Genomic DNA, 18,875 nt, shown 5'->3' on the forward strand with positions numbered 1-18,875 from the left:
CCTAATCGCGATCCTCCGCCGCAGGTTTCTTCGCGCGCTGCTCCGCCAGAAACTCACTGATCGCCTGGCCGCTCGCGTTGAGCAGCGGATAAGTGCGCGCATCGCTCAGCCAGTCAGGACGCCGGGCAGCGCTGCCGTAGAATGTGTCATAGACCAGGCTGAAGGCGAGGAAGACGAGCGTCGCGCCGATCAATCCCTTCACCGCGCCGAAGCCCGCACCCAGCACACGGTCCACCGGCCCGAGGATCGACTGGCGCGTGCGGCGGCCGATGGCATGGGCGATCAGCTTGCCGACGCCGAAGGTGACGCCGAAGACGAGGACCAGCGCCAGCATCGCCGCGCCGCTGCTGTTGCCGACGAAGGCGCTGAGCAGTTCGGCGGCCGAGGCGTGGAACAGGCGGATGGCGAAGATCGCCAGCACCCAGGCGATGAGCGAGAGGGTTTCCAGCACGAAGCCGCGCAGCAGGCCCAGCACGGCGCAGCCGCCGATGGCGAGCAGGACGAGAATGTCGATGGCGTTCATTGCCAGCGTGGCTATCCGCGTCCCAGCATCTGGTCAACCAGCTGGGCAAGGGTGCGAAAACCGCTGACCGCGATTCCCTTCACCCCGTCGGCGGCGGACGCCGGAATATAGGCGCGGTCGAAGCCCAGTTTCGCCGCTTCGCGCAGACGCAGCGGTGAATGGGCGACGGGGCGGATTTCGCTCGACAGGGCAATTTCCCCGAAGAGGACGATATCGGCGGGGACCGGCCGTTCCGACATGGCGGAGATAAGCGCCGCCGCGACGGCGAGGTCGGCCGCCGGGTCCGACAGGCGATAGCCGCCCGCGATGTTCAGATAGACTTCGCAGGTGGAGAAGCTGAGGCCGCAGCGCGCCTCCAGCACCGCCAGGATCATGGCGAGCCGGCCGCTGTCCCAGCCGACCACCGCGCGCCGAGGCGTCGCGCCACTGGAGAGGCGCACGACCAGCGCCTGTATTTCCACCAGCACCGGGCGAGTGCCCTCCAGCGCGGGGAATACAGTCGCGCCCGTCACCGTCTCGTCGCGGTTGGTGAGGAACAGGGCGGACGGGTTGGCGACCTCCTCCAGCCCCTCGGCGACCATGGCGAAAACGCCGATCTCGTCGGTGCCGCCAAAGCGGTTCTTGACCGCGCGCAGGATGCGATACTGGTGGCTGCGTTCCCCCTCGAAGGCCAGCACCGTGTCGACCATATGTTCCAGCACGCGCGGGCCCGCGATGCTGCCATCCTTGGTGACATGGCCGACGAGGATGAGCGCGGTGCCGCGCTGCTTGGCGAATTTGATAAGTTCCTGGGATGAGGCGCGGACCTGGCTGACGGTGCCGGGCGCGCCCTCGATCAGGTCGCTGTGCATCGTCTGGATCGAATCGATGATCAGCAAGGCGGGCGGCGCCCCCTCCCCCAGCGTCGTCAATATGTCGCGGACCGAAGTGGCGCTGGCGAGCTGGACGGGCGCGTTGCCAAGGCCGAGGCGCTGAGCGCGCAGGCGGACCTGATCGGCCGCTTCTTCGCCGCTGATATAGGCAACCGACAGCCCGCGCGAGGCGATGCGCGCTGCCGCCTGAAGCAGCAGGGTCGACTTGCCGATGCCCGGATCGCCGCCGATCAGCGTCGCGGACCCGGTGACGATGCCGCCGCCCAGCGCCCGGTCGAACTCGGCAATGCCCGTGCTGGTCCGCGGCGGCAGCTCGACCGCGCTGTCGAGGCCAACCAGGGTGATCGCCCGGCCGCCATTTTGCAGGTCATGGCGCGCGGAGAAAACGGTCTCGCCCGCTTCCTCGACGATGCTGTTCCATTCGCCGCAATCCTCGCACTGGCCCAGCCACCGGCTGGTGACGGTGCCGCATTGCTGACAGACGAATTTGCGTTTTGCCTTGGCCATGCTTCCGATATGCCGAGCCGACGCGAACATTGCAAGAACATCGCGGCTTGAGCTGGAAACATACAGCGCGCTGGCGCATTGATACGGCATGAAAACGATCCGTGTCGCCAGCTATAATATCCGCAAGGCCATCGGCACGGACCGGCGACGGGTGCCCGAGCGGGTGCTGGAAGTGCTGGCCGAGGTGGATGCGGATATCGTCGCCTTGCAGGAGGCGGACCGGCGATTCGGGGTGCGCTCCGCCGCCATTCCGCCGCTGCTGATGGACCAGCAGAGCAGCTATCGGCCGGTGCCGCTCAACGTCCAGGTGGACAGCATGGGCTGGCACGGCAATGCGCTGCTGGTGCGCAAGGAAGCCGAGATCGGCGCGCATGACGTGCTGCACCTGCCCTATCTGGAGCCGCGCGGCGCGACCATGGCGGAGGTTTCCCTGAAGGGCGCGGCGGTGCGCGTGTTCGGGATGCATCTGGACCTGTCGGGCCTGTGGCGGCGCAAGCAGGCGGCTGCGGTGATCCACGCCGCGGCGCAGGGCACGGCGATGCCGACCGTGCTGATGGGCGACCTCAACGAATGGAGTGCCGAGCGGGGCTGCCTGGCCGACTTCGCCCGCCACTACAGCTTTGCGCCATGCGGTCGCAGCTTCCATGCGCGGCGGCCGGTGGCGCGGCTCGACCGGATCATGCATTGCGGGAAGCTGACGCTGAAGGATTGCGGCGTGCATGAAAGCGCGGCGGCCAGGAAAGCGTCGGACCATCTGCCGATCTGGGCCGAATTTGCCCTTGGGTAGGCCCCGCTCCTTTTGGTTGCCATTCCTGCCGCCCTCTGCGATTCCTGCGCCATGAAGGAGAGGGAATTACGGCTGGCGCTGGTCTGCTATGGCGGGATCAGCCTGGCCATCTACATGCACGGCATCACCAAGGAAGTCTGGCGGCTGGCGCGGGCGAGCCGAGCCTTTCACGACAATAGCCCGCCCAGCGGCAGCAGCGAGGCGGTCTATCGCCAGATGCTGGAAGCGATCGAGGCGCACGGCGGCATCAGGCTGCGCGTCATGCCCGACATCATCGCCGGGGCGAGCGCGGGCGGGATCAACGGCATCTTCCTGGCGCAGGCGATCGAGACCGGCCAGTCGCTGGACCCGCTGACCGACCTGTGGCTGGACAATGCCGATGTCGACCGGCTGCTCGACCCGGACGCACGGCCGGCGCGGGCGCTGACCAAATTCTGGGCGACGCCGCTGGTGTGGATGGCGGCGCGGCGGCCGGGCGATGCGGTGGAGCGCACCGTCGCACCCGACACGCGCGAGGAGGTGCGGATGAAGCTGTCCCGCTTCATCCGGTCGCGCTGGTTCGAACCGCCCTTTGGCGGGGAGATATTCTCGACGATGCTGATCGACGCCTTCGATGCGATGGCGGCGGCCGAGGCAGGATCGCCACTGCTGCCCGAGGGCCATCCGCTCGACCTGTTCGTCACCGTCACCGACTTCGAGGGCCATCCCCAGAGCCTGAATCTCAACAGCCCGCCGCAGGTGATCGAGACAGAGCATCGGCTGTCGATCGGCTTCAAGGCGCGCGGACGGGGGAAACGGACCTTCGCCGATACGGCCGAGCTGGTCTTTGCCGCGCGGGCGACCGCCAGCTTTCCGGGCGCCTTCCCGCCCTTCACCGTGCGCGAACTGGACCGGGTGCTCAGGCGCCGCCATCGCGGCTGGCCGACGCGCGACGCCTTCCTGGCCCGCGCCCTGCCCCGCCATGCCGCGCGCGGGACGGCCGAGGACGCGGTGCTGATCGACGGATCGGTGCTGGCCAACGCCCCCTTCGCCCAGGCGATCGGCGCGCTGCGCAACCGGCCGTCGCGGCGCGAGGTCGACCGGCGCTTCGTCTATATCGATCCCAAGCCGGGCCATCGATCGATCCGGCTCAACAAGGAAGGCGAGCAGGAAGATGCGCCGACCGGCGAGAGCGCACCCCTGCCCGGATTTTTCCGCACCATCTTCGGCGCGCTGAGCGACATTCCGCGCGAGCAGCCGATCCGTGACAATCTGGAGGCGATCGACCGCCATAGCGCGCGCATCCGAAGGATGCGGCGCATCCTCGATGCGCTGCGGCCGGGCATCGAGGAAGAGGTGGAAAGCGCGATCGGCCGGATGCTCTTCCTCGACCGGCCAACGCCCGCCCGCCTTTCCGCCTGGCGCGCCAAGGCCCAGCAGCGGGCGGCGAGCGCGGCCGGCTTTGCCTATCCGGCCTATGGCCACCTCAAACTGTCGGGCATCGTCGAATCGCTCTGCGCGCTGCTGTTCCGCCTCAGCGGCGAGGACAGCGCGATGATGCGCGAAGCCTATCGCCAGGCGATCTGGGCGGAGATTCGCAAGGCCGGGGCGGACCAGCTGGCCGAGGAGAACGGATCGGCCTCCGCCCCGGTCGCCTTCTTCCGCGCGCATGACCTGGCCTTCCGCATCCGCCGCCTGCGCTATCTGGCGCGACGGCTGGCCGACACGCTGGAACTGGAGGCGGATGCCGACGATCCGGCGGTGCAGGCGATGCACGACGCCATCTATGGCGCGCTGACCCTCTATGCCGAATGCGAGGACAGCGATTTCCACGGCGCCGAGGTGGTCGCGGCTGCCAAGGCAGTACCGGCCGACGCCGCCGCCGCGCTGGACGCGGTGGCGCAGGCGCGCGGCCTGAAGGCGCGCGACGACGCGGCCGACCTGATGCTGGCGGAAGCCTTCGCGGGGCTGCCCAGGGTCGGGCGCAGGACGATGCTGCTCGCCTATCTCGGCTTTCCCTTCACCGACATTGCCACCCTACCGTTGCTTCAGGGTGACACTCTGGATGAATATGATCCGGTGAAGGTCGACCGCATCTCGCCCGAGGATTGCACGGCGATCCGCGCGGGCGGCGCGGAATCCATGCTCAAAGGCATAGAATTCAACAATTTCGGAGCCTTCTTTAGCAGGGTCTATCGCGAGAACGACTATCTCTGGGGCCGGCTCCATGGGGTCGAGCGGCTTCTGGATATCGTGAATTCGGCAACACCCGCGGCAAGCCGTCTTTCCCCCGTCTTGCTCGCCGATTATAGGCGTGCCGCGTTTCTGGCGATCCTCGACGAGGAAGAGTCGCGGCTGCCGCATGTTGCGGATTTGATCGCCAGCTTGCGGGAGGAAATCGGTTGAGCAGGCAGGTGGTGCTGGTTCCGATGGTGATGATGCTGGCGCTGGTCGCCGGCTGCCGTGCGTCGGACGAAGCCGCGCAGGCCGACAATGGCCCGACCGCGCCGCCCATCGCCGCCGTCGCCGACAATGCCGCGACGCCGGCCCCTCCTGCTCCGCCGGCCGAGGCGCCCAAACCCGGACCGGTGGTGACCGTCCGCGCCCAGCCCGCGCCTTACTTCCCGCTCGACCTGCCGCCCTCCGACGTCGCGGCGAGCGCGGCCCCCTTCCCGCGCGAAGTCACCGAGTTCATGGTGGCGCGCGATGGTTGCGACCATTTCCGGGGCGAGGAGCCCTATGATGCAGAGCGACGCGTCTATATCGAGGAAAGCATCGCCGAACTATGCCGGGGCACCGATGCGAAGCTGGCCATGCTGCGTCGCCGCTATGCCGGCGATCCGTCGGTCATCTCCGCGCTGCACGGCTATGATGACCGGATCGAGACCAGCACCCTTTACTGACCCCGGCCGGATCGGCACCGCCCCCCTCAGCCGAGCAGCGCATCGATCGCATGGGCGAGGTCTATGTCGCGCCGTGACAGGCCGCCCGCATCATGGGTGGTGAGGAGAATGTCCACGCGGTTGTAGACATTCGACCATTCGGGATGATGGTCGGCCTTTTCCGCGAGGATCGCGACGCGGGTCATGAAGCCGAAGGCGGCGTTGAAGTCGGCGAAGATGAAGCGGCGCGAGATACCCTCCGGCCCGGCCGACGGCGTCCATTCGGGCAGGTCGGCCAGCGCGACCGCCCGTTCCGCTTCGTTCAATCTGGCAATCATGGCCTCATCCTCGAAATTGCTTGTCTCCCGTGATTGTTTAGCGTGATTTCGGGGCTGGGGAATGTTCCATTTGCCGCGAAACCACTTTATGCCGCAGCCATGTCATCGCCCCGCTTCGCGCCCACCAAGGAAGAGATCGAAACGCTCGCGCTGGCAGCGCTCAATCGCCTGCCCGCACCATTCGACGAGCATCTCGCCAATGTCCTGCTGTTCGTGGAGGAATTCGCGTCGGCCGATATCCTCAAGGAGATGGAACTGGACGACCCGTTCGAGCTGACCGGCCTCTACAGCGGGCGCAGCATCGGGCAGGAGGCGCAGACCGGGGACATGCCGCCGACCGTCCATCTGTTCCGCCGGCCGCTGCTGGATGAATGGGTGGAGACGGGCGTACCGCTCGACGCGCTCGTCACCCATGTGGTGGTGCATGAGATCGGCCATCATTTCGGCCTGTCCGACATCGACATGCATGTGTTGGAGGACATGGTCACCCTATGACCGGCGCCGCGCTGCGCCTGGCCGATGTCGCCTGCCTGCGCGGCGGACGGATGCTGTTCCGGGGCGTGAGCCTGACGCTGAAGCCGGGTGGCGGCGCGCTGCTGACCGGGCCGAACGGCGTGGGCAAGTCCAGCCTGCTGCGGGTGATCGGGGGGCTGCTGCCCGCCTTTGCCGGGACGATCACGCTGTCGGGCGGCGTGGGCATGGCCGATGAGCGGCTGGCGCTGGACATGGACCTGCCGCTGGGCAGGGCGCTGGATTTCTGGGCGAAGCTGGATCGGGCCGAGCCGGATGCCGTGGCCGCGGCGCTGGAGGCGATGGCGCTTACGCGCCTCGCCGACGTGCCGGTGCGGATGTTGTCCACCGGGCAGCGCAAGCGGGCGATGCTGGCGCGCGTGATCGCCAGCGGCGCGGGCATATGGCTGCTCGACGAGCCGGGCAATGGGCTCGACATGGCGTCGCTGGACCTGCTCGGCCGGGCCGTGGCGACGCATCTGGCGGCAGGCGGGATCGTGGTCGCGGCGTCGCACCAGCCGCTGCCGATCGATGCGCCGGTGACGCTCGCACTCGCGGATCATCGGGCGGAGGCGGCATGAGGCTGCTGTGGCTGCTGGCGGCGCGCGACCTGCGCCAGGCCTGGGCATCGGCTGGACTGTGGCTGCCCGTCGCCTTCCTGTTGCTGGTCGCCAGCCTCTACCCATTCGCCGTCGGGCCGGATGCGGCGCTGCTGGGGCGAACGGGCGGCGGAATGTTGTGGATCGCGGCCCTGCTCGCCAGCCTGCTGCCGGTCGACCGGCTGGTCGCGCCGGACCGGGATGCAGGCGTGCTGGACCAGATCGCGTTGCGCGGCATCGGCGAGGAATGGGTGGTGATCGCGCGGCTGGCGGCGCACTGGCTGGGCTTCGGGCCGCCGCTGATGATCGCGACCCTGCCCGCCGCGGCGCTGCTCAAGCTCGACGCCGCGACCATCATGAAGCTGGAGATCGGGCTGGCTGTCGGGACGCCCGCTCTGGCGGCGCTCGGACTGCTGGTGGCGACATTGACCGCCGGGCTGCGCTCGAGCGGGGCGCTGGCCGGGCTGCTGGCGCTGCCGCTGGCGGTGCCGCTGTTGATCTTCGGAGCGGGGACGCTGGGCGACGGCAGCGGCGCGGCGTTGAAGTTCCTGGGTGCGGCGTCGCTGCTGCTGGTGGCGATCACGCCCTTCGCCGGGGGTGCCGCGATCCGGGCGGGCCGGGAATAATCCCTTCGCTCGGCGACGCACATGTCAGGATTGGGGCGCATCAAAAAACTGGGCCGACCCGTAGGGCCGGCCCAAGTCGGAGTCCCCTATAACCATAAGAGCCCCCGGGTCGCCCGATCACCTTAAGCAATTGCCGCGATTCTGATTGTACGTTTCGGACATACCCAAGTATTTTTCCGATTTTCGAACAATAATATATAACATAGAGCAATATTGTTGGGCATATTACTGATTCTGCAAGATTTTCATGGTTGGTAGGGTCCGTTGACGGTGACGCGCGAATCATGCAGTTTCCCCTACGGCAGCCGAGAAAACATTGGCGCCACGGAGAGGATGCCCATGAACCGAATTCACCCGAGTTCCGGAAAGCTTTTTCATGAGCTTTTAATTCGCTGTCTTGCCGAACAACATCAGCCCACCGAAGACGAGATAGAATTGGTTGCGGGCAAGATCTGGCAGGATAGCCATGGGTCGTTGACGGGCCAGCCATGGCCCGATGTCGCGCGCGGCAGCGACGCCCACCGCCAGATGATCGAAGCGGCCATGATGGCGCTTGGCACCCACGAACGAAGCGCGATCCCGCTCCAGTAGGACGGAAGGCCGGCGCTCGCTTGGCTGACGGGAGGCATGGCCGCACGCCGTCCGCCCTCTGCCGGCTCGACATTGCCCTGCCCTTCGGTCAAAGGCGGCGGCATGTTCGGCCTGTTCGCGTCCATCCTCTTCGTCCTGATCTGGTCCACCGGCTTCATCGTCGCGCGGGCAGTGGTCCCGCACGGCGCGCCGGAACTGGTGCTGGCGGTGCGGCTGAGCGCCACGACGCTGCTGCTGGCGGGCGCGGCGGCCTATGCTGGGCAACAATGGCCGCGCGGGCGGCGGCTCGGGCTGCATCTGGGCGCGGGCGCGATGCTGCACGGCCTGTACCTGACGGTCAGTTGGTGGGCGGTGAGCCATGGGATGCCGGCGGGGATCATGTCGCTGCTGGGCGCGACACAGCCGCTGATGGTGGCCGTCGCCAGCGTGGCGTTGCTGGGAGAGAAATTGCCCGGACGCGCCTGGGGTGGCCTTGCCATCGCGATCGCGGGCGTCACCTGCGTGTTGCTGCCCGCAATCGAGCGCAGCGGCGCGGGCGCGGTGCCCGTCGTCCCGGTCGTCGCCGGCATCTGCGCGATCATCGCGATGACCGGCGGCACGCTGATCCAGCGGGGCGCGATTGCAGGCGACCCGATCCTGATGTCGGGCGCGGCGCAGAATCTGGGCGGCGCGCTGGTCGCGATCGCGGCGACGCTGGTGGTAGGCGAATGGCGCTGGGACAATGATCCCATCCTGTGGGTCGGCCTCAGCTGGTCGGTGCTGGGGCTGTCGGCCGCGGGCCTGAGCCTGCTGGTGTGGCTGGTGCGGCATCAGGGCGCGACGCGCATGTCGATGTTGTTGCTGCTGGTGCCGCCATTGGCTGCGGTCGAGGCGTGGCTGCTGTTCGGGGAGAGGCTGGGGCCGGTGCAGCTGGTGGGCTTCGCGCTGGCGCTGGGCGGCGTGCTGCTGGGCCGGTCGCAGGGAAAGAAGGCGGCGGCGGCAGTGACCGAACCGGCCTGACCCGCCCCCCGTCACAGGATCGTCACATCCTGCAACATCGGCGTCATCATCCTGCGCTATCGGGCCGCATGAGCAAGCGCCCGCCTTCCCTTCCTACCCATGCCGCCGACATGCGGATGCAGATGGCCCTGCGCCAGATCGGTTTCGGCGGACCCGCAGCCCCTGCCCCGCGCGCCGTCGCGCCGCAGCCCCCGCCGCAAATGTCCGAGGACCGGCTGGCGCTGAAACGGCGGGACTGGCTGCTCGATGTGATGGAGGGGCAGCGCGCCTTGTCCCCCTATGCGTCGGGCCTGCTGACGGCGGAACATCTGTCGGGTGAGGATTTCCTGCACAATTTCTATGCGCCGGGGCGGCCGGTGGTCATCAAGGGGGCAATGGCGGACTGGCCGGCGCTGGCGCGGTGGACGCCCGATTATCTGACGGATGCGGTCGGCGACGCGGTGATCGAATATCAGGGCGGTCGCAGCGGCGCTGGGGATTATGAACTGGCGAAGGACCGGCACAAGAGGCGCGGGCCGTTCCGCGAATTCATAGCGCTGGTGCGCGATGGCGGCAACGACGCCTATCTCACCGCCTATAACAGCGCCGCCAATGGCCCGGCGCTCGGCCCGCTCCAGGCCGATCTGGGAACCATCGACGCCTATCTGACGCGCGCGCCGGGAATGCTGTGGATCGGTGGCGAGGGCGCGTTCACGCCGCTGCATTTCGACCTGACCAACAATCTGCTGGCACAGGTGACAGGGACCAAGCGCGTGATCCTGATCCCGCCGTCGCAGACTCCCCGGCTGGCGCACCGCACCCATGTGTTCAGCGATGTGGGCGACGTGACCGATGCGGCGCGGCTGGCGGTCCATCCGCAGGCGCGGGACGTGCTGCGCTACGAGGTGCTGCTGACGCCGGGCGACCTGCTGTTCATCCCGATCGGCTGGTGGCATCAGGTGCGGTCGGAGAGCTTCTCCACGATGCTGACCTATACCGGATTCCATTGGCCCAATGCCGGGCATGAGGGCTATCCGGCGGGGTAGGGTCGGGCCGAGATCGGCTTTTCAGCCCTCGCGCAGCCGTTCGTGGTGGCGGATCACCTCGTCTATGATGAAGCGCAGGAATTTCTCGGTGAAGTCCGGGTCCAGATTCGCGTCGAGCGCAAGCTGGCGCAGGCGGGCGATCTGGCGTTCCTCGCGGCCCGGATCGGCCGGCGGCAGGTCGTGAGTCGCCTTATACTCGCCAACCGCCTGGGTGATCTTGAACCGCTCGGCCAGCATGAACACCAACGCCGCGTCGATATTGTCGATGCTTTCACGATAGCGCGTCAATGTCTCGTCCACTTGGGCCTCCGGTTCCAGATGGCGCGCTTTTTGCCGCATCCGGGCCGGCGCGCAAGCTATTCCCGCTTGCCTTTAGCTTTTTGCATCGCCAGAGGACGCAGGTCATGACAGCACCCGCCCCCGGTAACGTCCATCCGATCGGCCGCGCGAAAGCGGAGCCATCGCTCACGCCCATCCTGAACCTGGTCGCCGACGGCATGAACCAGGTCAATGCCGTCATCCTCGATCGGATGCAGTCGCGCATTCCCCTGATCCCGGAACTGGCGGGCCACCTGATCGCGGGTGGGGGGAAACGGCTTCGGCCGATGCTGACGCTCGCCTGCGCCGATCTGGTCGGCTATGCGGGCAGCCGCCACTACAAGCTGGCCGCCGCTGTCGAGTTCATCCACACCGCCACGCTGCTGCATGATGATGTCGTAGACGGATCTGGCCTGCGCCGCGGCCGCAAGACCGCCAACATCATCTGGGGCAACAGCGCCAGCGTGCTGGTGGGCGATTTCCTCTTCTCCCGTTCGTTCGAGTTGATGGTCGAGGCCGAGTCGCTGAAGGTGCTCAAGATCCTGTCCAACGCGTCGGCCGTGATCGCCGAGGGCGAGGTCAACCAGCTGACCGCCCAGCGCAAGATCGACACCAGCGAAGAGCAGTATCTCGACATCATCGGCGCCAAGACCGCCGCCCTGTTCGCCGCCGCCTGCCGCATTTCCGCCGTGGTCGCCGACCGCAGCGAGGGCGAGGAGCAGGCGCTGGACGTCTATGGCCGCAACCTCGGCATCGCGTTCCAGCTGATCGACGACGCGATCGACTATGAGTCGGACGGGGCGACCATGGGCAAGGATGCGGGCGACGATTTCCGCGACGGCAAGGTGACGCTGCCGGTGATCCTGGCCTATGCGCGGGGGTCGGAGGAAGATCGCGCCTTCTGGAAGGCGGCGATCGCGGGTCACAAGATCAGCGACGCGGACCTCGCCCATGCGACCGGCCTGCTGCGAAAGACCGGCGCGATCGCCGACACTATGGCCCGCGCGCGCCATTATGGCCAGCGGGCGATCGACGCACTGGGCATGTTCGATGCCGGCAAGGCGAAAGCGGCCCTTACCGAGGCGGTCGAATTCGCGATAGCGCGCGCCTATTGAGGGGACGGGCCGTCCGGTTCGTTTGCTGTTCCGTTCGCTCGCTCGACAAGCTCGGGGCGAACGGGAAACAAGTTAGGCCCGTCATTTCATGATCCTGTCCCCCGAAACCATCGCCTTCCTCATGGCCGCCGCACTGATGGCGGGGTGCATCGATGCGATGGCGGGCGGTGGCGGCCTCATCACCCTGCCCGCGCTGATGGCGGCCGGCGTGCCGCCGGTGCAGGCGGTTGCGACCAACAAGCTGCAAAGCTGCTTCGGCACTTTCGGCGCCTGCGTCGCCTATGGGCGGCGGGGGCATATGGACCTCAAGACCTACAAGGGACCGGTGATCGCCGCCTTTGTGGGATCGGTGGGCGGGGCGTGGCTGTTGCAGCGGGTCGATCCGTCCATCCTGGCGGGACTGATGCCCGCGCTGCTGATCGCGATGGCCGCCTATTTCACCTTCTCCCCCAAGCTGGGCGACGCCGACCGCCATGCGCGGCTGGGCATTGCGGGCTTGTCGGGGCTGATCGGCATCGTGGGCTTCTATGACGGATTTTTCGGGCCCGGCGCAGGGGCTTTCTATACCACCATCTTCCTGGCGCTGGGCGGCCTGTCCATCCTGCGCGCGACGGCGCAGACCAAGGCGGCGAACTTCGCGAGTAATGTCGCCGGGCTGCTGACCATGGTCGCGGGCGGCCATGTGATCTGGATCGCAGGGCTGGCGATGGCGGCAGGGAGCCTGGTCGGCGGGCAGATCGGATCGCATCTGGCGATGCGTTTCGGATCGCGGCTGATCAAGCCGCTGCTCATCCTGATGTCGCTGGCGCTCACGACGAAGATGCTGCTCGACCCCAAGAACCCGATCCACATCTATCTGTTCGGCTGAACATGCCCCGCTCGCTTCGAGCGGAGGTAGTTATTCCGCCTGCAACAATGTCGCGACCCGGCGGCGCAGTTCGTCGACGGCAAAAGGCTTGGTCAACACTTCCATGCCCGGCGCGATATGACCGTGGTTGAGCACCGCATTTTCCGCATAGCCCGTGACGAACAGGATGCGCAGGTCCGGGCGCAGGGCGCGCGCGGCGTCGGCCACCTGGCGGCCGTTCAATCCACCGGGCAGGCCGACATCGGTGACGAGCAGGTCGATCCGTGACCTGGATTCGAGGATGCGCAGCCCTGCCGCGCCATCGCCCGCTTCCAGGCAATGATAGCCAAGATCCCCCAGCGCGTCCGCGACCAGCATCCGCACCGACGGCTCATCGTCGATGACCAATACGGTCTCGCCGGGATCCGCCTCCACCGCCATGTCGGCGGGCAGCACCACATCCTCCTCTTCCTCGCCGCGATGGCGGGGCAGGTAGATGCAGACCATCGTCCCTTCCCCGGCTTCGGAATAGATGCGGACATGGCCGTTGCTCTGGCGCGCGAAGCCATAGACCATGGACAGGCCCAGCCCCGTCCCCTGCCCGATCGGCTTGGTGGTGAAGAAGGGATCGAACACGCGGTCGAGGATCGCCTTGTCGATGCCTGTGCCGGTGTCGCTGGTGCAGATGGTTACATATTGGCCCGGGGTGAGCCCATGGTCGCGCGCGGTGCGATCGTCGAGCCAGCGATTGGCCGTCTCGATCGTGATCTTGCCGCCGTCGGGCATGGCATCGCGGGCGTTGATGCACAGGTTGAGCAACGCGTTTTCCAGCTGGTTGGCATCGACCAGCGCCGGCCAGAGGCCGCTGGAGGCGATCGTCTGAACCTCTATCTGCGGGCCGACGGTGCGGCGGACCAGTTCGGAAAAATCACCGAGCAGCCGGTTGATGACGGTCGGCCGGGGCGACAGGGTCTGGCGGCGGGAAAAGGCCAGCAGCCGATGGGTCAGCGCAGCGGCGCGGCGGGTGGCGCCCTGCCCCGCGGCCAGATAGCGTTCGACATCGGCCGTCCGCCCCTGTGCCAGCCGCACCCCGATCATCTCGAACGCGCCCGATATGCCGGCGAGCAGATTGTTGAAATCATGTGCGAGACCACCGGTCAGCTGGCCGACCGCTTCCATCTTCTGCGCCTGGCGCAGCGCGGCCTCCACTTCCTCCCGCTCGGCCAGCGCCTCCGTAACACGCGCCTCCAGCGTCGCATTCACATCCTGCTGCGCCTTTTCCGCCTGGATGCGGTCGGTGATGTCCTTGAACAGCACGGCCACCTGGCGATGTTCGAAGGGGCCGACGCGAAAGGAATGCACTTCCAGAAAATGGCCGGTCGCGACCAGTTCCCGCTGGAACCGGATCGGCTGGCCGCTGTGGAGCACGCCGCCATAGAGTTCGACCCAGCCGTCCGCCTCGTCCGGCACCATTTCGCGGACCTTCTGCCCCACGACATTGGGAATGCCGGCGTGGCGTTCATAGGCGGCGTTCGCCTCGATATGGATATAGTCGCTGAGCGGTCCGTGCGGACCATCGAAGAATTCGATGATGCAGAAACCTTCGTCCATCGTTTCGAACAGGGTGCGATAGCGTTGCGCATCCCCCGGCAGAGTCGCCATCCTTGTCGCCCTTTGCTGCCATGCGCGCCCCCGCAAACATGGTACGATCCCTTGTGGACGCGTAACGTGCTGCCGGGCAACTATTTCCCTGCACAATCGATTTTTCCGCGCCTTGCGATTTGAGCCGATTGGCGCGAGAGGAACGGCGATGACCGACCTGCCGATCCATGCCGTACTGCCGGACCTGCTAGCTGCGTTGCGCGCGGGGAGCAATGCCGTGCTGGTGGCGCCGCCGGGCGCAGGCAAGACGACCGCGGTGGCGCCCGCGCTGCTGGACGAGCCCTGGTGCGCGGGCCAGGTGCTGCTGCTGTCGCCCCGGCGGCTGGCGGCGCGCGCGGCGGCGGAGCGGATCGCCGAACTGATGGGCGAGCAGCCGGGCGGCACGGTTGGCTATGCGACCCGGATGGACAGCAAGGTTTCGGGCAAGACCCGGCTGCTCGTGCTGACCGAGGGCATTTTCGTGCGGCGGATACAGGACGACCCGGAACTGGCGGGCGTGTCGGCCGTGCTGTTCGACGAAGTGCATGAGCGCAGCCTGGACAGCGATTTCGGGCTCGCGCTGGCGCTGGACGCGCAGGGCGCGCTGCGGCCGGACCTGCGGATCGTACCCATGTCGGCGACGCTGGACGGTGCGCGCTTTGCGTCTCTGCTCAACGGCGCGCCGGTGATCGAGAGCGAGGGGCGCATCCAGCCGCTGGACTATCGCCATATCGGCCGCGCGGCGGAAAGGAAGATCGAGGATGAGATGGCGGCGGCGATCCGCCGCGCGCTGAGCGAGGAAGCGGAAGGCGACCTGCTCGCCTTCCTGCCGGGCGTGCGCGAGATCGAGCGGACGGCGGAGCGGATCGAGGGTGTGGCGGAAGTGCATATGCTGCACGGAAGCCTTGACCCCGGCGCGCAGCGGGCCGCGATCCGGCCTTCGCGCGAGGGGAAGCGCAAGGTGATCCTGGCGACCGCGATCGCGGAGACGAGCCTGACCATCGACGGTGTGCGGATCGTCGTGGACAGCGGCCTCGCGCGGCGGCCCCGCTACGATCGGGCAGCGGGCGTCACCCGGCTCGTCACCGAGCGGGCGAGCCAGGCGTCCGCGACTCAACGTGCGGGCCGCGCCGCACGGCAGCGGCCGGGCGTCGCCTATCGGCTGTGGGAAGCGGCCGCAAGCGCGGGGATGCCGCCTTTCGATCCACCGGAGATTTTGGAGAGCGACCTCAGCAGCCTGCTGCTGGATTGCGCGCTTTGGGGGGTGAGCGATCCGGGGGCGCTGCGCTGGCTGGACGCCCCGCCGGCGGCAGCGGTCGAGGAAGCCCGGCGGCGGTTGACCGTGCTGGAGGCGCTGGACGCGGACGGACGGATCACGCCGCATGGCAAGGCACTGGCGGCGCTGCCGCTGTCCCCGCGGATCGCCCATATGCTGGTGCGCGCGGGGGAGATGGGGCTGGCGGAAGTGGCGGCCGAGGTGGCGGTGCTGCTGGGCGAGCGCGGCATCGGCGGACAGGACACGGACCTGACGCTGCGGCGGCAGCGCTGGCGGCGCGAGAGCGGCAAGCGTGCGGATGCGGCCAGAGGGCTGGCGAAGCGGTGGGCGCGGCTCGTCGCCAGCGGGAGCGACAGCATGACCCCTGCGGATGCCACGGGCCTCTGCCTCGCGCTCGCCTTCCCTGATCGCGTGGCCAAGCGCCGCTCCGCCGATGGCGCGGACTGGGCGAGCGTCGGCGGGCGCGGCTTCCGGCTCGATCCGCTGTCGCCGCTGGCGCGCGAGCCATGGCTGGCGGTGGGCGAGGTGCAGGGCAGCGCCGCCGGCGCGCGCATATTGTCCGCCGCGCCGATCGACGAAGCCGGCGTGATCGGGCTGTTCGGCGCGCGGATCGCGGAGCATAGGACGGTGAAGTTCCGCCCCGCCAATGGCGGCATCGAAGCGCTGCGCGAACGGCGGCTGGGTGCGGTGCGGCTGTCGTCCGGGTCCGATGACCGGCCCGACCCGCAAGCGGTGGTCGCCGCGCTGGTGGACGGTGTGCGGCAGGGCGGCCTTGCCCTCCTGCCCTGGTCGGAAGCGGCGCAATCGCTGCGGATGCGGGGCGAATTTGCTGGGATCGAGGCGCTGTCCGACACCGCCTTGATCGAGACGCTGGACGACTGGCTCCCGCCGCTGCTGGCCGGCAAGCGACGACTGTCCGATATCGACCGGTCGCAGCTTTCGGCGGTGCTGGAGGGGCTGATCGGCTGGGACGGCAAGCAGCAACTCGACCGGCTCGCCCCACCCGACTTCCGGTCGCCCGCCGGGAGCAGTCATGCGATCGACTATGCGGCGGAGGGCGGACCGCGGGTCGAACTGCGGGTGCAGGCGCTGTTCGGCCTGTCGGAGCATCCGACCGTCGGCAGCCAGCGCATCCCGCTGGTCCTGTCGCTCACCTCGCCAGCCGGGCGGCCGATCCAGACGACGCGCGACCTGCCCGGTTTCTGGGCCGGCAACTGGCGCGACGTCGCCAAGGAAATGCGCGGCCGCTATCCGCGCCACCCCTGGCCCGACGATCCTGCCGCAGCCAGCGCCACATTGCGCACCAAAAATGCGGATGCCCGCCGGAGGTCTTGACTTCGCGGCAACCGCTGGTGCAACGCACCATCACGATTTTACGGAGTCCCATCGCGATGACCGCGCGCATCTATCAGATCCAGAAGAACGCCCTCCAGTCCGGCAAGGCGCTGACCCACAAATGGGTGCTGGAATATGCGCCCGCCGAAGCGAAGCAGGCCGATCCGCTGACCGGGTGGGCCGGCTCAGGCGACACGCAACAGCAGTTGAAGCTGAGCTTCCCGTCGCAGGAAAGCGCGGTCGCCTATGCGGAGAAGAAAGGCGTGGCTTACACTGTCATCGCAACTCCGCCCAAGACGCTGAAATTGCAGGCCTACGCCGACAATTTTCGCTGATCGGCGGCCTGCCCCCTTTTGCCGTCCCCGATGTGGGGGTCATCAGATGATGCCATCTGACTGAAAATCCCTATGCTTGCACATTCGGGCGCGATACTGCCCGATTGACGCCTTAATCGCCTGCCAAAGGGCGGGACGGAGCGGCGAGGGCCGCGCTTTGACGGAAAGAATTTCAAGATAATGACGGATCGCGCCGAGATTTTCGACAGCGTCGCAACGCAGATCGAACCCTTCAACAAAAAGGGTGTGGAGCTGGCCGAGGCCACGACCTTCGCCGGCGACCTGGAATGGGACAGCCTGACGGTGATGGACTTCGTCGCGGCGATCGAGGATGAGTTCGACATCATCATCACCATGAACATGCAGGCCGAGATCGAGACCGTCGGCCAGCTGGTGGATGCGGTCGCGAAGCTGAAGGCCGCCTGATCTGGAATTTGCCGTTCGCCCCGAGCGAAAGCGCGGAAGGCAGCCTCGCCTCCGCTCGACAGAGGGCTTCGACTTCGCTCGGCCCGAACGGTTTAGGGATAGCTGATATTATGACCGACGCCGCCATCGCCACCCAAACGCGCGACCTGTTTTCCAAGTTCGATCCGCTGATCGCCGAGCGCGAGGCGCTGCTGGCGACGGGCGTCCGCGACCCGTATGCGATCGTGATGGACAAGGTGCTCTCGCCAACGCGCGCGATCATCCAGGGCAAGGAAACCATCCTGCTCGGCACCTACAATTATATGGGCATGACCTTCGATCCCGACGTGGTCGCGGCCGGCAAGAAGGCGCTGGACGAGTTCGGCGCGGGCACCACTGGCAGCCGCGTGCTCAACGGCACCTATCAGGGCCACAAGGAAGTCGAGGACGCGCTCAAGGAGTTTTACGGCACATCGGGCGCCATGGTCTTCTCGACCGGTTATCAGGCGAATCTGGGCATTATCTCCACCCTCGCGGGCAAGGGCGACTATGTCGTGCTGGACGCCGACAGCCATGCGTCCATCTATGACGGCTGCGGCCTTGGCAATGCGGAGATCGTCCGTTTCCGCCACAACAGCGTCGAGGATCTGGACAAGCGCCTCGGCCGCCTGCCCGCCGATGCGCTGAAACTGGTGGTGCTGGAAGGCGTCTATTCGATGCTGGGCGACGTCGCTCCCCTGCCCGAAATGGTCGCCGCGATCCGCAAGCATCCCAACTGCATGATCCTGTGCGACGAGGCGCATGGCATGGGCTTCTTCGGCCCCAATGGGCGTGGCGCCTATGAGGAGCAGGGCGTCGAGGGCGAGATCGACTTCGTGGTCGGCACCTTCTCCAAGTCGGTCGGCACGGTCGGCGGCTTCTGCGTGTCGAACCACCCCAAGTTCGAAATCCTGCGCCTCGTGTGTCGTCCTTATGTCTTCACCGCGTCGCTGCCGCCCAGCGTCGTCGCGACCGCCGCGACGAGCATCCGCAAGCTGATGCACGCCGGCGAAAAGCGCGCGCACCTGTGGAAGAACAGCCAGCGGCTGCACAAGGGCCTCTCCGACCTCGGTTTCAAGCTGGGCAGCGAGACGCCACAGTCGGCGATCATCGCGGTCATCCTGACCGACCAGACGCAGGCCGTCGCCATGTGGCAGACGCTGCTGGAACTGGGCCTCTACGTCAACATGGCGCGCCCGCCGGCGACCCCGGCCGGCACCTTCCTGCTGCGCTGCTCGCTCTGCGCCGAGCATAGCGACGAGCAGGTCGGCCAGATCATCGCCATGTTCGAGGCGGCAGGCAAGGCGACCGGCGCTATCGGTTGAT

General features: G+C 67.4%; 20 protein-coding genes. 15 read left to right on the forward strand and 5 right to left on the reverse strand.

The genetic code is table 11. The annotated features are described in order from the left end of the window. Position 1: 1 nt before the first annotated feature. Together K3M67_RS10625 and radA are read right to left on the reverse strand one after the other, a co-directional pair. Complete coding sequence (locus tag K3M67_RS10625) at positions 2–523, reverse strand: CvpA family protein (RefSeq protein ID WP_066857822.1); 522 nt, start codon at positions 521–523, stop codon at positions 2–4. An 11-nt stretch (positions 524–534) separates the two neighbouring features. Then, positions 535–1,902 (reverse strand): DNA repair protein RadA, encoded by a 1,368-nt coding sequence (radA, locus tag K3M67_RS10630; RefSeq protein ID WP_285831457.1) that lies wholly within the window; start codon positions 1,900–1,902, stop codon positions 535–537. A gap of 88 nt (positions 1,903–1,990) precedes the next feature. Here radA and K3M67_RS10635 point away from each other — a divergent pair, with 88 nt between their 5' ends. The 3 genes from K3M67_RS10635 to K3M67_RS10645 are packed head-to-tail and all read left to right on the forward strand — an operon-like array spanning position 1,991 to position 5,571. Then, positions 1,991–2,689, forward strand: a complete 699-nt coding sequence (locus tag K3M67_RS10635) for an endonuclease/exonuclease/phosphatase family protein (RefSeq protein WP_066857819.1) — start codon at positions 1,991–1,993, stop codon at positions 2,687–2,689. Between the two features lie 51 nt (positions 2,690–2,740). Continuing rightward, positions 2,741–5,074: a patatin-like protein gene (locus tag K3M67_RS10640; protein ID WP_066857816.1), complete on the forward strand. Its 2,334-nt coding sequence runs from the start codon at positions 2,741–2,743 to the stop codon at positions 5,072–5,074. A 29-nt stretch (positions 5,075–5,103) separates the two neighbouring features. Beyond that, entirely contained in the window at positions 5,104–5,571 is a 468-nt protein-coding gene (locus tag K3M67_RS10645; RefSeq protein ID WP_285832929.1) for a hypothetical protein, read from the forward strand. Positions 5,572–5,597: 26 nt separating this feature from the next. Here the strand turns inward: K3M67_RS10645 and K3M67_RS10650 are convergent, their stop codons facing one another. Continuing rightward, a complete protein-coding gene (locus K3M67_RS10650) occupies positions 5,598–5,888 on the reverse strand; it encodes a 4a-hydroxytetrahydrobiopterin dehydratase (RefSeq protein ID WP_285831458.1) in 291 nt (96 codons plus the stop codon). 99 nt (positions 5,889–5,987) lie between these two features. Between K3M67_RS10650 and K3M67_RS10655 the strand changes: the two genes are divergently transcribed. From K3M67_RS10655 to K3M67_RS10680, 6 genes are all read left to right on the forward strand, one after another. After that, positions 5,988–6,383: a metallopeptidase family protein gene (locus tag K3M67_RS10655; RefSeq protein WP_285831459.1), complete on the forward strand. Its 396-nt coding sequence runs from the start codon at positions 5,988–5,990 to the stop codon at positions 6,381–6,383. Beyond that, a complete protein-coding gene (ccmA, locus tag K3M67_RS10660; RefSeq protein ID WP_285831460.1) occupies positions 6,380–6,979 on the forward strand; it encodes a heme ABC exporter ATP-binding protein CcmA in 600 nt (199 codons plus the stop codon). The genes K3M67_RS10655 and ccmA overlap by 4 nt, the downstream gene beginning before the upstream one ends. Then, positions 6,976–7,623, forward strand: coding sequence for a heme exporter protein CcmB (locus K3M67_RS10665; protein ID WP_066857805.1), 648 nt, complete (start codon positions 6,976–6,978; stop codon positions 7,621–7,623). Before ccmA ends, K3M67_RS10665 begins: the two co-directional genes overlap by 4 nt. A gap of 333 nt (positions 7,624–7,956) precedes the next feature. After that, complete coding sequence (locus K3M67_RS10670) at positions 7,957–8,214, forward strand: hypothetical protein (protein WP_285831461.1); 258 nt, start codon at positions 7,957–7,959, stop codon at positions 8,212–8,214. 102 nt (positions 8,215–8,316) lie between these two features. Then, positions 8,317–9,213, forward strand: a complete 897-nt coding sequence (locus K3M67_RS10675) for a DMT family transporter (RefSeq protein WP_285832930.1) — start codon at positions 8,317–8,319, stop codon at positions 9,211–9,213. A gap of 68 nt (positions 9,214–9,281) precedes the next feature. Then, complete coding sequence (locus K3M67_RS10680) at positions 9,282–10,238, forward strand: cupin-like domain-containing protein (protein WP_285831462.1); 957 nt, start codon at positions 9,282–9,284, stop codon at positions 10,236–10,238. 21 nt (positions 10,239–10,259) lie between these two features. Here the strand turns inward: K3M67_RS10680 and K3M67_RS10685 are convergent, their stop codons facing one another. Continuing rightward, positions 10,260–10,538, reverse strand: a complete 279-nt coding sequence (locus K3M67_RS10685; protein WP_066858068.1) for a chorismate mutase — start codon at positions 10,536–10,538, stop codon at positions 10,260–10,262. 104 nt (positions 10,539–10,642) lie between these two features. On the opposite strand from K3M67_RS10685, the gene K3M67_RS10690 reads away from it, so the two are divergent. Both K3M67_RS10690 and K3M67_RS10695 read left to right on the forward strand, forming a co-directional pair. After that, positions 10,643–11,671, forward strand: coding sequence for a polyprenyl synthetase family protein (locus K3M67_RS10690; RefSeq protein ID WP_066857793.1), 1,029 nt, complete (start codon positions 10,643–10,645; stop codon positions 11,669–11,671). Between the two features lie 88 nt (positions 11,672–11,759). Further along, the gene (locus tag K3M67_RS10695) at positions 11,760–12,539 is read left to right on the forward strand and encodes a TSUP family transporter (RefSeq protein ID WP_066857790.1); all 780 of its coding nucleotides are present in this window, start codon (positions 11,760–11,762) and stop codon (positions 12,537–12,539) included. Between the two features lie 30 nt (positions 12,540–12,569). Here K3M67_RS10695 and K3M67_RS10700 read toward each other — a convergent pair whose 3' ends face one another. Continuing rightward, the gene (locus K3M67_RS10700; protein WP_066857786.1) at positions 12,570–14,180 is read right to left on the reverse strand and encodes an ATP-binding protein; all 1,611 of its coding nucleotides are present in this window, start codon (positions 14,178–14,180) and stop codon (positions 12,570–12,572) included. 148 nt (positions 14,181–14,328) lie between these two features. On the opposite strand from K3M67_RS10700, the gene hrpB reads away from it, so the two are divergent. From hrpB to spt, 4 genes are all read left to right on the forward strand, one after another. Beyond that, positions 14,329–16,770, forward strand: coding sequence for an ATP-dependent helicase HrpB (gene hrpB / locus K3M67_RS10705; RefSeq protein WP_066857783.1), 2,442 nt, complete (start codon positions 14,329–14,331; stop codon positions 16,768–16,770). A gap of 56 nt (positions 16,771–16,826) precedes the next feature. Then, a complete protein-coding gene (locus K3M67_RS10710) occupies positions 16,827–17,105 on the forward strand; it encodes an ETC complex I subunit (RefSeq protein ID WP_066857780.1) in 279 nt (92 codons plus the stop codon). Positions 17,106–17,285: 180 nt separating this feature from the next. Beyond that, the gene (locus tag K3M67_RS10715) at positions 17,286–17,531 is read left to right on the forward strand and encodes an acyl carrier protein (protein WP_066857777.1); all 246 of its coding nucleotides are present in this window, start codon (positions 17,286–17,288) and stop codon (positions 17,529–17,531) included. A 110-nt stretch (positions 17,532–17,641) separates the two neighbouring features. After that, positions 17,642–18,874, forward strand: coding sequence for a serine palmitoyltransferase (gene spt, locus K3M67_RS10720; protein WP_066857775.1), 1,233 nt, complete (start codon positions 17,642–17,644; stop codon positions 18,872–18,874). The last annotated feature ends 1 nt before the right edge of the window (position 18,875 follow it).

This window comes from Sphingobium sp. V4 (assembly GCF_029590555.1).
In the GTDB taxonomy this organism is placed as follows: domain Bacteria; phylum Pseudomonadota; class Alphaproteobacteria; order Sphingomonadales; family Sphingomonadaceae; genus Sphingobium.